The organism is Pseudomonas marginalis (assembly GCF_001645105.1).
GTDB lineage: Bacteria > Pseudomonadota > Gammaproteobacteria > Pseudomonadales > Pseudomonadaceae > Aquipseudomonas > Aquipseudomonas petroselini.
Map to the genome: position 1 here is coordinate 37,812 of NZ_LKEG01000013.1, position 15,067 is coordinate 52,878.

A 15,067-nucleotide genomic window follows, 5' to 3' on the forward strand; every position below is an offset into this window, starting at 1 on the left:
CTTTCCGCTGCCCTGCCACGGAGGTTGCCATGAATCAGACACTGGCAGCCCCAAGCATATGGACCGACGGCAAGCGTCATCTGTGGTGGCTGGGCATCACGCCCCTGGCCACTCCATTGCTCTCGGGTGCCCTGGCCATCACCACCGGTATCCAATCCCTCTGGTGGGTCGGTGTGCTGGTGATCTTCGGCTTGATCCCGCTGATCGACGGCCTGCTCGGTGAAGACGTGAGCAACCCGCCCGAATCCGCCGTCGGCCACCTTGAGTCCCAACGCTACTACCGTTGGATCGTCTACACCGGCGTGCTGTTCGTCATCTCCTCTGTGGTGATCACCGGCTGGCTCGCCGCCGGCGGTATCGACTGGATCATCCAGGGTGGCCTGTTGCAGGCTACCGCTAACCTGGAACCGTCCAGTTGGCTGTCCCACGCCGCCAGTTACATCACCGCCCGCACCCAGCTGCATGGCGAACCGAGCTGGTTCACCTACCTGGGCATGGCGATGTCGACCGGTGCCGCCACCGGCATCGCGATCAACACCGCCCACGAACTGGGTCACAAACCCAATGCGCTGGAAGTGTTTCTCGCCAAGGTCACGCTGGCCCCGACGTTCTACGGGCACTTCTACACCGAACACAATCGTGGCCATCACGTGCGCGTCGCCACGCCGGAAGACCCGGCCAGCTCGCGCCTCGGGGAGAGCTTCTGGGCCTTCCTGCCACGTTCGGTATGGTTCAGTGCCCGTTCGGCGTGGAACCTGGAGCGTGAACGCCTGCGTAAACTCGGCCTGCCGGCGTGGCACTGGCAGAACGGCGTGCTCAGCGCGTGGATGTACAGCGTGGTGCTGTGGGGGGCGATGATCGCCTGGCTGGGGGTGGCCGTGATGCCGTTCCTGATTATCCAGGGCATCTACGGTTTCTCGCTGTTGGAGGTCGTCAACTACGTCGAACATTACGGGCTTAAACGCCAGAAGTTACCCAATGGGCGTTATGAGCGGTGTTCGCCACGGCATTCGTGGAACAGTAATCGCATTGTTACCAATATCTTCCTGTTCCAGTTACAGCGTCACTCTGATCACCATGCCAACCCGACCCGTAGTTATCAGTCGTTGCGCCATTTTGATGAGTCGCCGCAACTTCCTTACGGTTACGCAAGCATGATTGTCTGGGCGTACGTGCCTTACTTGTGGCGCCGTCGCATGGACCATCGAGTGCTGAATCATTACGGCGGGGATATCACCCTGGCGAATCTTCAGCCGTCACAGCGGTTGAAGTATTTGGAGAAGTACAGCAACAGCGCCACACCGTTCTAAGTTCAAGTACCACGTTGTTTGCGCACTCGGGGCCTGTGTTCCGTGCAGGTTTCTGTCGCCCGAGATTTTCCAGATCAGTGGCAAGAAAGTTGTTTGACCCGAACAAAAATAATTAAAGGGAAGGACGTACACCATGCAAGCACCTGCCAAGTTCACCACCCATATCGTATTGGCCGCGCTGGGCCTGATCGCCTATCACCAGGCCCAGGCTGCGCGCATCGAACCCGCCGGCAGCGCCTTTACGGCCCAAGGCCCCATCAGTTTTTCCAAAGGCGCGCTGATCAGCGCCGATTGCACCATCAAGGTGGCGGGCAAAGTCGCGGCGGATGGTACTTCGGTGAATGTCGACACCGTCGAATTCGAGGGCGGCCTCAAGTGCAGCCGGGTCGAAGCGATCAACTTGCCCTGGGTATTAGTCGCCAAAGACACCAAAAGTGGCTCCATGTCGAAGATCAGCGTGGACGTGCACGCGTTTGGCCTGGGCGGCAAGTGCGGGCCCTCTACCGCCAACGGCACGTGGGACAACGCCACCGGCAAGTTGGAAGCCGCCAACGTCCCGATCGGCGAAGACTGCAAGATCAAGACGGTGTCGATCAAGATGCCGCCGAACTTCAAGGTTGTTGAATAAGCGTCGAATGCGACTGCGGTAATTGAATTGAAATTTGGCTGGAAAGGGAAGTTCTGCAGTTTCACCGTGACCTCTCGTTCATGGCCATTACCCCTGGCGAAATGACTTCGCCATAACATGTGAGGAAAAACAATGAAAAGCTTGAAAACCCTCGTTTGTGCAACGTCGTTCGCCCTATGCTTCGGCGCCGTTTCGATGGCCAATGCGGCCACTATCGCACCGGCCGGTGCTGCATTCACGACGGCAGGTTCGATTACTGTTACCTCGCCTGCCTCCCTGAACCTTCCGGTCACTTGCAGCATCGTCTTTACCGGGACTGTTGCAGCCAACGGCTCTGGCGCATCCATCACCGGCGCCACTGTCAGTGGCTCCAACTCGCTCTGCGCCGTGCCGGTGTTGCAGGGTCTGCCATGGTCGCTCGCCGTCACCGGCGGTGGCCCGACTGCCTTTACCGGCACGGTTTCGGGCGTGAAATTCAAGATCCTGTCTGACTGCAGCGCTTCACCCGTGACAATCAATGTTGGCTTCAACAACAGCACCAATACCCTGAGCGTGCCAAGCGCCCAGACCGTGGGCTCGTGCAAGATCACGGCGCTGACCGCGGTGCCAAACCCTGCCTTTACCGTTTCTCCATAAGCGGTGTAACGCGCTTGACGTGATGATCACACGTTGAAAAAAGCAAGTGCCTCGAAAGAGGCACTTGTTGCGGCAGGCCAGATAGGAACGCCCGACTCTGGTGGATAAAAATAATAAGGAGTGGATCATGAATAATAAGAAACAACCGGCGCGCACGTTGTTGAGCCTGGCGATCATGGGGGGGCTCCTGGCTGCAACAGGCACCGTGCAAGCTGGCGGGTTCTCAACTCCGACTTTCGGGGCGGAAGGGTGGGGACGTGCGTTTGGTGGTGGTTCCATGTTTAAAAATGACCCCTCAGCGGCCTATAACAACCCGGCGGCGATGGCGTTCATTGACCACAATATCTCGCAGTTCAACGTTGACTATGCGCGCATCAATATCAAGTACAAGGGAACTGCCAAAGACTATACGGGCAACCCTACTTCAACAACGACCATCGACCCGGATACGTTTGCTTTCAACTCGGTGCCCCGCACGGGTGACGGCGGGCAGGGTGGTTTTACCGCCTGGCTGCCGACTGGGTTTATGGTCATGCCCATCGGTGACCGCTTCGCGTTTGGCCTGAGTCAGGTCGTGCCCATGGGCGCGCGTACGACGTGGGATCAGGACTGGAAAGGGCGGGACTTCGCGGTTGACACACGTATCGAAACCGTCGGATTGACAGGATCGCTGTCATTCAAGGTCAATGATGAATTTTCCATCGGCGGTGGTGCCATTGTTCAGCACACCAAAGGTTTCGTCAGCCAGAACGTTGACTTATATGCTGCTGCCGCACTTGCTCCGAATTCGATCCCATTCCCGGCGGGGGTTGGTTATTCGTTGATGCGAGTCAAAGTCGATAATACCTCGGTAGGCTGGTTTGCCGGCCTGGCCTGGAAGCCCACACCACAAGACACCCTGGGCTTGAACTACCACGCCAAGATCAAGAATAAACTTGAGGGTAAATACAACATCTACGCCGACCCAGGGTCGCAGGCCCTGATTGAAGGCGGATTGCCGGGTATTTTGTACCCGGGCCTGAATCTTCAAATGCAGGGTAAAGCCACGACGCAACTGGATGTGCCTGCCAATGCGTCTTTCGATTGGGTGCACCAGTTCACTGATCGTTTTACCCTTGGTGCGAGCGTCACCTGGACCCAGTGGTCATCGTTCAAGAGCCTGACCCTGAAGTCCGAGGGCTCGACGATTGTTGCGATTCCCTATAACTACAAAGATGCCTGGATGGTCTCGCTGGGTGGCGACTACAAACTCACCGACGACTTCACCCTGCGCGCCGGTGTAGCCACTGACCAGACACCCACCCGTAACTCCACCCGTGACCCGCGTATCCCGGACGGTGATCGCATCTTCACGTCCCTGGGCTTCGGTTACAAAATCCGGGCTATCCCAGGCCTGGGTATCGACGGGTCCTACTCTCACCAGTTTGTGGAAAAGGCCAAGTTGAAGACGCACAACCAGGACCGTCTAGGCGGTGCAACGCTGGATGGGAAAGCCGATGCCTACGGCGATGTCGTCAGCCTGGGGGTCACCTACGAGTTCTGATCCCCGCAACACCCCGCAATGCCCGTGTGAGCGGCTAGTCAGCGCCTCTTTCTGCGGGTTCACGCGCTCACTGCATCGACGGGTCGCCCTGGCGACCCGTCCGGTTACATTGGCCCCGGCCTAGTCCGCCGCTGCCTACCTCGACGCTCAACGCTCCTGCGGCTGGGCGTGTACTGCTTGTCACCCCATCGGTGTTGATCACCGCTCGCTGTGCCACCTCTCTCGCCTTATTGCCCCCTCATATCGCGATACAGCGGTATATCGTTTTCCCTGCCTATGTAACAAAATTTGGCGGTAACATAGTTTTTTATCGCTCAGATTTTTCCTATTCCGGCGCATGCTTAGTTGCAAGAAAGTTGTTCTACCCGAACAAATACAATTTCAAGGGAAGAACACTCACTATGCAATTGCCCAGCAAATTGCCCACGCACGTTCTATTGCGTATGTCCGGCCTGATCGCCTATTGCCATGGCCCTTACGGTCATCGCCGCCGATTGCACCCTCATTCAAAGTTGTCCGAGAAATCCCGTTTTACTGGGGCTTAATAATTGAGTTGATGATTTGATCTGGTCGAGAAGTTTCGTTGTCTTATCGTGACTTCTTAATTAGGTCATTACCCCTGGCGAATAACTCGCCTTTCTATGTAAGGAATAGCAATGATGAACTTGAAATCTCTTGTGTCGTTGTCTGCCCTGGTTGTTTGCATGGGTGCCGCTTCCATGGCCAATGCGTACAGCATCACGCCCATCAACACCAACTTCACCGCGCCAGGCACGATCTCGGTGAAATCGCCGTCCTCCTATCAGGCCCCCGTTAACTGTGGGGCTACCTTCACCGGTAACGTCGACGCCTCCGGTGTCGCGAAAATCACCGGCGTTGCCATCACCGGCGGTGGTCTTTGCGACCTGCCCAAGATCACTGGCCTGCCTTGGACATTGACGGCTAATGGTGCCGCGGTCGGCTCAGTGTCGAATGTCGGGTACACCATCGCCGGTTCGATTCTCTACCCCGTCTCCAATTGTGGCGCTTCCACCATCAGCGCCAACTACAGCGGTGGCGTGTTGACGGCTTCCAATCAGTCCCTGGCAGGCAACTGCACGGTGGTGAGCCTGAGCGTCAAGCCTACTCCGGCATTCACCGTTGTTCCCTGACTGTTCCTGGATAGCGACTGAAACCAAGGGCTGATCGCCCGCTGAAAGACGGGCGCCTCAACGAGGCGCCTGTCGACGATAGGGCTCGGGCGGTTGAGTGAGAGAGCAGTAAGGAGTGGGGTATGAATGATAAGAAACGACAGCTACAGGTTTTCCTGGGACTGGCGTTGATGGGCGGGCTGACGACCGCAGTGCCTGTGCAGGCTGGCGGTTTTTCCACGCCGACGTATGGGGCTCCCGGTTGGGGGCGAGCGTTCGCTGGCGGCTCGCTGTTCAAGAACGATCCGAGTTCGGCGTTCAACAACCCCGCGGCCATGGCCTTTGTGGACCGCAGCATTGCGCAATTCACGATCGACTACGCACGCGTCAAGATCCAGTACAAAGGCGCCGCCTTTGATTATGCAGGCAATCCGATTTCCAGCACGCCGTTGGGCGGCGACGGCTTTCCCGACGGCTCGGCGACCACAGCCAACAACAATGAGGGTGGACAAGGTGGATTCACGGCCTGGTTGCCCACGGGGTTTATGGTGATGCCGCTGGGGGATCGATTCGCCTTCGGTTTGAGCCAGGTCGTGCCCCAAGGCATGCGTTCCACCTGGGATGAAGACTCCAAACTGCGCGGCTTTGCCGTGGATACCAAAATTGAAACCGTGGGGTTGACGGGGTCCTTGTCGTTCAAGCTCAACGATCAGTTCGCCCTCGGTGGCGGCGTGATCATTCAGCACAGTAAAGGTTTTGTCAGCCAGAACGTCGACCTGTTGTCAGCGGCAGCGGTGTCCGATTCCGAACTGGGCGGTACAACGTTCCCGTCGGACGTCGGTGGCGCCCTGATGCGCATCAAGGTCGATAATATCTCGGCCGGCTGGTTTACCGGCGTCGTCTGGAAATCCACGGAAAAAGACACGCTGGGCCTGAACTACCACGCCAGGATCAAGAACAAGATGACCGGCAAGTACTCCATCCGTGCTGACCAGTTTTCCTACAACCTCCTGACACAACCCAGCCCGTTTGGCGGTAGCGGCACGCTGGTGGGCACGGCGTATCCGGGGCTTGAGCTGTTTCCGGACGGTGCCCACGCCAGCACTCAGTTGGATATTCCTGCCACGGCGGGCGTTGACTGGGTGCACCGGTTCAATGATCGATTCACTCTGGGCGCGAGTGTGGTTTGGACGCAGTGGTCGTCGTTCGAAGACCTGACGCTCAAGTCCGGCGACATGACGATTGTCTCGATTCCCTACCATTACAAAAACACCTGGATGTACTCCGTCGGTGGAGACTGGCGTGCGACCGATGAGCTGACCTTGCGTGCCGGTGTGGCGATTGACCAGACACCGACCCGCAACTCGACCCGTGACCCTCGGATCCCCGATGGTGATCGCACATTCTTGTCGCTCGGAGCGGGGTATGAGGTCAAAGCCATCAAGGGATTGACGCTGGATGCTGCCTATTCCCACCAGTTCGTCCAAGAGGTCAAGTTGAAGACCAAGAACGTCGATCGGCTGGGGGCTGCAAGCCTTGATGGCAAGGCTGCCTCGTCCGGCGATGTCGTCAGCCTTTCGGCTACCTACGCGTTCTGAGGTTTCAGGGGAGACCTCTTTTCGGCGTGATTGACCAAGCGGCCGGTTCGGCCGTTTTTTTTGGATGCGCATTAAATAATAATTTCAAAACAAAATTTGAATATAGTTTTCGAATTTTGTAGTGTGGCGTTACGCCGCAGTTCATCCGACCTGTTGCACGTAGGCCATACCCTGAATCGAATAGAGGTATCCCCATGGTTATCTGGTTATTGGTGGGCGTCGCAATCGCGATTGCCCTGGCGTATCGACAAGCTTTCGCCACCCTCTGGTTGGGCGCTGGCCTTCTCTGGCTGGCGGCGGGTTACCTGTTCAACGTGGTGGCGGGTGTCGGCACCACCGTTGCGGCGATCCTGGTGGTGCTGCCCGCGTTGCTGATGACGATCAAACCCCTGCGCCGCAGCGTGCTGACCGGCAGGGCCCTGGGCCTGTTTCGTACGATCATGCCGGCCATGTCTGACACCGAGCGCGCGGCCATTGAGTCCGGCACCGTGTGGTGGGACGCCGAGCTGTTCAGTGGCAAGCCCAATTGGCAGCGCCTGCTGCAGGCGGCTCCCGCCAGCCTGAGCGCGGAGGAGCAAGCCTTCCTCGACAACGAAGTGGAAACCCTTTGCGACATCGCCAACGACTGGGAAACCACCCAGGTCTGGCAGGACATGTCTCCCGAAGGCTGGCAGTACACCAAGGATGCCGGGTTCCTCGGCATGATCATTCCCAAGCAGTACGGCGGCAAAGGTTTCTCTCACTATGCGCACTCGCAAGTGATCATGAAGCTGTCGACGCGCTGCTCGGCGGCAGCGATTTCGGTGATGGTGCCCAATTCCCTGGGGCCGGCTGAATTGCTCTTGCATTACGGCACCGATGCCCAGCGCAATTACTACTTGCCGCGCCTGGCGCGGGGTGAGGACATCCCGTGCTTTGCGCTGACCAGCCCGTATGCCGGCTCGGATGCCGGCGCGATCCCCGACCTGGGCATCGTCTGCAAAGGCCTGCATGAAGGCGAGGAAGTGCTGGGTTTCCGTGTGACCTGGGACAAGCGCTACATCACCCTGGGCCCGATTGCCACGGTGCTCGGCCTGGCGTTCCGCGCCGAAGACCCGGACGGTTTGCTCGGCCAGCCCGGCTCGCTGGGGATCACCTGTGCGTTGATCCCGACGTCCCACCCTGGCGTCAACAGCGGCCGTCGGCATTGGCCGTTGAATGCGGTGTTCCAGAACGGTCCTACCACCGGCAAGGATGTCTTCATTCCGCTGGAGTGGGTGATCGGCGGCCGTGAGCAAATCGGCAACGGCTGGCGCATGTTGATGGAATGCCTGGCGGCCGGCCGGGCGATTTCCCTGCCATCCTCCAACGTCGGCCTGGGCAAGGTCGCGGTGCGCGGCACGACGGCCTATGCGGCGATGCGCAAACAGTTCGGCTTGCCCATCGGTAAGTTCGAAGGCGTGCAGGCGCCCCTGGCGCGCATGGCCGGGCACCTGTATGCCTGCGATGCGGTGCGCAAAGTCTCGGTGGCGTCCCTGGATGCCGGTGAGAAACCCTCGGTGATCTCGGCCATTGCCAAGTACCACGTCACCGAGCGCGCGCGGATGATCGTCAATGACGGCATGGACATCGTCGCCGGCAAGGGCATCTGCATGGGCCCGAACAACTTCCTCGCGCGCGCTTACCAGCAAAGCCCCATCGCCATCACCGTGGAAGGCGCGAACATCATGACGCGCTGCCTGATCATCTTTGGCCAGGGGCTGATCCGCTGCCATCCCTATGTGTTCAGCGAGATGGAAGCGGCGCGTAACCCGGACCGGCGCAAGGCCCTGGAAGACTTCGACCGGGCCATGTTCGGCCATGTGAGTTTCGTGCTGGCTAACACCGTGCGCGCGGCGGTGCATGCGCTGACCGGCGGGCGGCTGCTTTCCGCGCCGGCCAAGACTGACCCGGCACTGGCGTCCTACTACCGCCAGGTCAATCGTCTGTCGGTCGTGCTTGCGCTGATTTCGGACATTTCCATGGGCGTGCTCGGCGGTGCCCTCAAGCGTAAGGAAAGTATCACCGGGCGCCTGGGGGATATTCTGTCGCAGCTGTACATCGTGTCCTGCGTGCTCAAGCGCTTTGAGGATGACGACCGGCCTCAGGCGGATCTGCCGCTGGTGCACTGGTCGGCTCAGGACGCGTTGTTGCGCGCCCATGAAGCGCTGGCCGAAGTGCTCGATAACTACCCGTCGAAAGCCGCCGCCGTGGTCATCAGGGCGTTGACGTTCCCGTTCGGCATACCGCTGCGCAAACCCTCGGACCGCCTGCTGGCCCAAGTGGCCGATGTGGTGCAGACACCGGGCGACACCCGCGACCGTTTGCTGGCCAATTCCTACGTCCCACGCCCGGAAATCGACAAGCTGGCCTACGGCGAACTGGGTTTCCGTTTGTTGCCGCAAGTCGAGTTGATCGAGACCCGTCTCAAGTCCGCCGTCAAACAAGGCCTGATCGAACCGATGCCGATTTCCGCCACGGCCTTCACCGTCTGGCGCGTCAAGGCGCGGGCGCTGGACCTGATCAGCGACGAAGAAGACACCCTGCTGGGGCGCTATGTGGAATACGCCGATCACGGTATCCAGGTGGACGACTTCCCGCAGGACTTCGGGTTGCTGGAGGCCTTGCAGCAACGCAAGCACGCGTTGGAACCGGCCCCCAAACGCCGCAACAGCCAAAGCGAAAACGCCTCGGTCAACTAGGAAAAAACCAATCGATGTGGGAGGGGGCTGAACCACCGCTATCGGGGGCAAGCCCCCTCCCACACAGACCGGGTTTACACGGCCAGTATGTGTTGTGAGTGGATCTATCTATGAGTGACAGTTACCTTTCTTTCGTCAATTCCCCCTGGGGCCGGCGCCTGGCGCAGGCCATCGGCTTGCCGCAACCGTTGCCGCTGCAACGCCATCGCAGCGGCCAGCACGGCCTGGCCAACCCGGTGATCGTCGCCGGGGCAGGGCGCCTGGTTGCCGAAGTGCAGCGGGTGTTCGCGGCCACCGACACGGTCACCGCCACCCCGGCCACGCTCAAGGCGCCGTCCACGGTCAAGGTGCAGGGCGCGGTGTTTGACGCCAGCGCCGTGGCGGATCTGCAGCAGCTGGACGCGCTGTACGGGTTCTTCCACGCCAACGCCAAGCGCATTGGCCAGCACGGCCGCGTGGTGGTGCTCGGTACCGCGCCGGAACAGTGCCAGGACCTGCCCCAGGCCATCGCCCAGCGCGCCCTTGAAGGCTTGGTGCGTTCGCTGGCCAAGGAGCTGCGTCGGGCGATCACCGTACAGTTGATCTACGTCGCACCCGGCGCCGAAGACGCGCTGGACAGCAGCCTGCGGTTCTTCCTGTCGCGTCGCTCGGCGTATATCTCAGGGCAGGTGATACGCCTGGAAAAACCGGTGGACGGCCACGTCAGCGTCAATTGGGACAAACCCTTCGCCGGCCGTCGCGCGCTGGTCACCGGCGCCTCCCGTGGCATCGGCCTGGCGATTGCCCAGGTGTTGGCGCGGGACGGCGCCCATGTGGTGTGCGTGGACGTGCCCCAGGCTCAGGCGTCGCTGCAACAGGCGGCGGACAGTGTCGGCGGTTCGGCGCTGCCGCTGGACATTACCGCCACCGACGCGGCCTCGCTGTTGCAGGCCCACGTCAGCCAATACGGCGCCTTCGATGTGGTGGTGCACAACGCCGGGATCACCCGGGACAAAACCATCGCGAAGATGACCGAGGACGCCTGGCGCAGTGTGTTGGCCGTGAACTTAGAGGCGCCGTTGCAGCTCAGTCATGCGTTGCTGGCCAGCCAGGGCTTGAACCCCGGCGGGCGCATCGTGTGTGTGTCGTCGATTTCCGGCATCGCCGGTAACCTTGGGCAAAGCAATTACGCCACCTCCAAAGCCGGTGTGATCGGCCTGGTGCAGGGCCTGGCACCGCAAGCGGCGACGCAGCACGTCACGGTGAACGCGGTGGCGCCCGGGTTTATCGAGACCCAGATGACCGCGAAAATCCCGCTGATGATCCGCGAAGCGGGGCGGCGCATGAACTCGATGTCCCAGGGCGGGCAGCCCGTCGACGTCGCCGAGACCATCGCCTGGCTGGCGCACCCCGCGTCGGGCGGGGTCAACGGCCAGGTCGTACGCGTGTGCGGCCAAAGCCTGCTGGGAGCCTGAGCCATGGACTACATAACGCAGATCATCGACCCGCCGCCATCCCGTACGCGCTTGCTGATGGATGGCGTGCGTGCCCTGCGCAAACCCACGCTCGACGGTGCGCCGGTGCTACCCAAGGAACGTCTCGTGCGCTCGGCAGCGCAGTTGTCCGCCGCTGGCATTGAGGCGTATGGCCGCGCCTGTGGTTTTCGTCGCGAGCAGGGCGTGCCGCTGTCCTACCCGCACGTGCTGGCGTTCCCGTTGCACCTGATGTTGCTGACGCGACCGAGCTTCCCGTACCCGGCCAGCGGCATGGTGCACCTGGCCAATCGCATTCGTCAGCATCAGCGCCTGCATGCAGGCCAGGCCTTGCGGCTTGAGGTGTACTGCGAGCGCTGGGTCGCCCATCCCAAAGGCCAGGCGCTGAGCATCGCCACCCGTGCCTACGGCGCCGACACACTGGTATGGGAAAGCGACAGCCTGTACCTGCGCCGGGACGTCAAGGGCCCGGTCGGCGAACCGTGGGAGGACGGGCTGCCGTTGCAGGAAGAGGGGCTGTTGCGCACCCAACGCTGGGTGCTACCCGCCGACCTGGGCCGGCGTTTTGCCAAGGTGTCGGGGGATTTCAATCCGATTCACACGTCTGTGATCGGCGCAAAAATATTCGGCTTTCGCCGCGCCATCGCCCATGGCATGTGGACCCTGGGGCGTGCACTCGCCGCGCAGCAACCGCCCGGTGGGTTGGACCAGGCCGAGGCCCATTGTGATTTCAAGCTGCCGATCTTCTTGCCTGGCCAGGTTGCGCTGTGGAGTCACCCTGTGACCGGCCCGCGCCGCGAATTCGAAGTGCGCAATTTCGCCGGCGACAAACCCCATATGCGTGGACTGTTCATCTGGAAAGAGAGCGTGGAATGACTGACTACAGCTTCAACCCGGCCCCCGTTCGCCGCGTGGCGATCATCGGCGGTAACCGTATCCCGTTCGCCCGTTCCAACACGGTGTACGCCCACGACAGCAACCAGGACCTGCTGGTCGCCGCCCTGCAGGGCCTGGTCGACCGCTACAACCTGCACGGCCAACGCCTGGGTGAGTTTGCCGCCGGGGCCGTGATCAAGCACTCGCGGGATTTCAACCTGGCGCGTGAGTCGCTGCTCTCCACCACGTTGTCCCCGGACACGCCGGCCTACGACGTGCAACAAGCCTGCGGCACCGGCCTGGAGGCGGCCTTGTTGGTGGCCAACAAGATCGCCCTCGGCCAGATCGAGGTCGGCATCGCCGGCGGTGCCGACACCACCTCCGACGCGCCCATCGGTATCAACGAATCCCTGCGCCACACCTTGCTCGCGGCCAACCGCGCCAAGGGCATGGGCGACAAGTTGAAGGCGCTGCTCAAGGTCCGACCGTCGATGCTGTTCAAGCCGTTGCTGCCGCGCAATGGCGAGCCACGCACCGGCTTGTCCATGGGCGAACACTGCGAAGAAATGGCCAAGCGCTGGCAGATCAAGCGCCTGGCCCAGGATGAATTGACCCTCACCAGCCACCAGCGCCTGGATGCAGCCTATAAACGCGGTTTCTTCGATGACCTGATCAGCCCCCATCGTGGCCTGGCGAAGGACAACAACCTGCGCGCCGACGCCAGCCTGGAGAAGCTCGCCGGCCTGTCCCCGGCCTACGACCGGCAAAACGGCACGCTCACCGCGGGCAATTCCACGCCGCTGACCGATGGCGCCTCGGTGGTGTTGCTGGCCAGCGAGGAATGGGCGGCCGAACACGGTTGGCCGGTGCTGGCCTACCTGCGTACCGGCGAAACCGCCGCCGTGAATTTCGTCGACGGCACCGAAGGCCTGCTGATGGCCCCGGCGTACGCGGTGCCGCGCATGCTCAAGCGCGAAGGTCTGAGCTTCAACGACTTTGATTTCTTCGAGATCCACGAAGCCTTCGCCGCCCAAGTGCTGTGCACGCTCAAGGCCTGGGAAGACGCCGACTATTGCCGCGACCGTCTAGGCTTGGACGCGCCGCTGGGTGCCATCGACCGCGCCAAAATGAACGTCAACGGCGGCTCCCTCGGCTGTGGTCACCCGTTCGCCGCCACCGGTGGCCGGCAATTGGCGGCGCTGGCCAAGCTCATCCATGAGAACGGCGGCGGGCGCGGCCTGATTTCCATCTGCGCGGCGGGCGGGCTGGGCATTACCGCCATCGTCGAAAAGTAGCTCTATCAAAAACAACAACAAGGAGACTGCCATGAACGCTGTAAGCCTGGAACACACCGAACGGATCTGGTTGAACGCTTACCTGCCTGGCGTCCCGGCGGATATCGATGCCGGTATCGAAGACTACCCGTCGCTGCGCGAGGTGTTCCTGGAACACCTGGAGAAGTTTCGCGAGCGAGTGGCCTACGTCAGCATCGGCACCGAAATGACCTACGCCGACTGGCAGGTGCAAGGCATTGCCTTTGCCGCCTGGCTACAAGGGCAGGGCGTCAAGAAAGGCGACCGCGTCGCGCTGATGATGCCCAACTGCTTGCAGTACCCGATCTGCCTGCTGGGCACGATCCTGGCCGGCGCGGTGGTGGTCAACGTCAACCCGCTGTACACCGCCCATGAGCTCAAGCATTTGCTCAAGGACAGCGGCGCCGAAACTGTGGTGATCTTCGAAAACTTCGCGCATACCCTGGAAAAAGTCATTACCGGCAGTAGCGTGAAACGCGTGGTGATCGCCGCCATCGGTGATTTGCTCGGCACCTTCAAGGGCGCGGCGATGAACTTCATCCTGCGCAGCGTGCAAAAGCAGGTGCCGGCGTTCAACCTGCGTGGCTCGGTGCGGTTCAACCAGGTGTTGAAACAGGGGCGGGCGCTGAACCACTTCCCGGTGGAGATGCACCTCGACGACCTGGCCTTCCTGCAATACACCGGCGGCACCACCGGCGATGCCAAGGGCGTGATGCTCAGCCACCGCAATATCATCGCCAACCTGTTGCAAGCCAAGGCCTGGGTGGGGGATCAACTGGACCAGGACAAACAGGAAACCAACGTCACCTTGCTGCCGCTGTATCACATCTTTTCCCTGACGGTGAATTGCCTGATGTTCATGTGCCTGGGCGGGCGCAATATCCTCATCGCCAACCCGAGGGACGTGAAGCGGGTGCAGATGATCCTGCGCAAGGAGCGCTTCAACGGCATTGCCGGGGTCAACACCTTGTTCAACGGTTTGCTGGAGAACAAGGCGTTTTGCGCGCGGGACTTTTCCGACCTGCGCATGGTGATTGCGGGCGGCATGGCCACCCACACGGCGGTGGCCAAACGCTGGAAGGAAGTCACCGGACTGCCGATCATCGAGGGCTACGGCCTGACCGAGTGTTCGCCGGTGGTGAGCATCAGCCCGATCAACATTGCACGCATGCGCGAGATGGAGTTCACCGGCAGCATCGGTGTGCCATTACCGTCGACCTGGGTACGCTTTCTGCGCGAAGACGGCGCGCTGGCCGAGATCGGCGAGCCGGGCGAACTGCAAGTGCGCGGGCCGCAGGTGATGCAGGGCTACTGGAAACGCCCGGAGGCCACCGCCGAAGTGCTGGATGCCGAGGGGTGGCTGTCGACCGGTGATATCGGCGTGATGGACGCGCGCGGTTACATCCGGCTGGTGGATCGTAAGAAGGACATGATCCTGGTCTCCGGCTTCAACGTGTACCCCAATGAAATCGAAGATGTAGTGGCGTTACACCCTGGGGTGGGGGAAGTGGCGGCGATTGGGGTGGAAGATGGCGTGACCGGGGAGAAGGTCAAGATCATCGTGGTGCGCAAGGACCCGAACCTGACCCAGGAGCAGCTCCTGGCGCATTGCCGGGAGTACCTGACGGGTTACAAGATGCCGAAGTATGTGGAGTTCCGCACCACCGAATTGCCCAAGACCACCGTGGGCAAAGTGCTGCGTCGGGCCTTGCGCTAGCGCGAACGTGTTGATGATCCAAATGTGGGAGGGGGCTTGCCCCCGATGGCTGTGCATCAGCTAGAAATACACTGGCTGACACGCCGCCATCGGGAGCAAGCCCCCTCCCACAGGGGATCTTTAC

11 protein-coding genes are annotated in these 15,067 nt (G+C 61.0%); all 11 read left to right on the plus strand.

All coding sequences use genetic code 11. The annotated features are described in order from the left end of the window. Nucleotides 1–29: 29 nt before the first annotated feature. The 11 genes from AO064_RS01045 (at nt 30) to AO064_RS01095 (ending at nt 14,943) form a co-directional block, all read left to right on the plus strand. The gene (locus AO064_RS01045) at nt 30–1,310 is read left to right on the plus strand and encodes an alkane 1-monooxygenase (RefSeq protein WP_064052142.1); all 1,281 of its coding nucleotides are present in this window, start codon (nt 30–32) and stop codon (nt 1,308–1,310) included. Between the two features lie 133 nt (nt 1,311–1,443). Next, nucleotides 1,444–1,938, plus strand: a complete 495-nt coding sequence (gene praA / locus AO064_RS01050; RefSeq protein ID WP_012724682.1) for an alkane oxidation protein activator PraA — start codon at nt 1,444–1,446, stop codon at nt 1,936–1,938. Between the two features lie 132 nt (nt 1,939–2,070). Further along, complete coding sequence (gene praB, locus AO064_RS01055; RefSeq protein WP_064052143.1) at nt 2,071–2,574, plus strand: alkane oxidation protein activator PraB; 504 nt, start codon at nt 2,071–2,073, stop codon at nt 2,572–2,574. 127 nt (nt 2,575–2,701) lie between these two features. Beyond that, nucleotides 2,702–4,117 carry an outer membrane protein transport protein gene (locus AO064_RS01060; RefSeq protein WP_064052144.1) on the plus strand — a complete coding sequence of 472 codons (1,416 nt, stop codon included), beginning with the start codon at nt 2,702–2,704 and terminating at the stop codon, nt 4,115–4,117. A gap of 656 nt (nt 4,118–4,773) precedes the next feature. Beyond that, entirely contained in the window at nt 4,774–5,268 is a 495-nt protein-coding gene (praB, locus tag AO064_RS01065; protein WP_064052145.1) for an alkane oxidation protein activator PraB, read from the plus strand. A gap of 122 nt (nt 5,269–5,390) precedes the next feature. Continuing rightward, a complete protein-coding gene (locus AO064_RS01070; RefSeq protein WP_064052146.1) occupies nt 5,391–6,845 on the plus strand; it encodes an outer membrane protein transport protein in 1,455 nt (484 codons plus the stop codon). Between the two features lie 194 nt (nt 6,846–7,039). Further along, nucleotides 7,040–9,565, plus strand: a complete 2,526-nt coding sequence (locus tag AO064_RS01075) for an acyl-CoA dehydrogenase (RefSeq protein ID WP_064052147.1) — start codon at nt 7,040–7,042, stop codon at nt 9,563–9,565. 110 nt (nt 9,566–9,675) lie between these two features. Then, entirely contained in the window at nt 9,676–11,019 is a 1,344-nt protein-coding gene (locus AO064_RS01080) for a 3-oxoacyl-ACP reductase (protein ID WP_064052148.1), read from the plus strand. Between the two features lie 3 nt (nt 11,020–11,022). Then, complete coding sequence (locus AO064_RS01085) at nt 11,023–11,913, plus strand: MaoC/PaaZ C-terminal domain-containing protein (protein WP_064052149.1); 891 nt, start codon at nt 11,023–11,025, stop codon at nt 11,911–11,913. Continuing rightward, nucleotides 11,910–13,208: an acetyl-CoA C-acetyltransferase gene (locus AO064_RS01090; protein WP_064052150.1), complete on the plus strand. Its 1,299-nt coding sequence runs from the start codon at nt 11,910–11,912 to the stop codon at nt 13,206–13,208. The genes AO064_RS01085 and AO064_RS01090 overlap by 4 nt, the downstream gene beginning before the upstream one ends. Nucleotides 13,209–13,239: 31 nt before the next feature. After that, the gene (locus AO064_RS01095) at nt 13,240–14,943 is read left to right on the plus strand and encodes an AMP-binding protein (RefSeq protein ID WP_064052151.1); all 1,704 of its coding nucleotides are present in this window, start codon (nt 13,240–13,242) and stop codon (nt 14,941–14,943) included. The last annotated feature ends 124 nt before the right edge of the window (nt 14,944–15,067 follow it).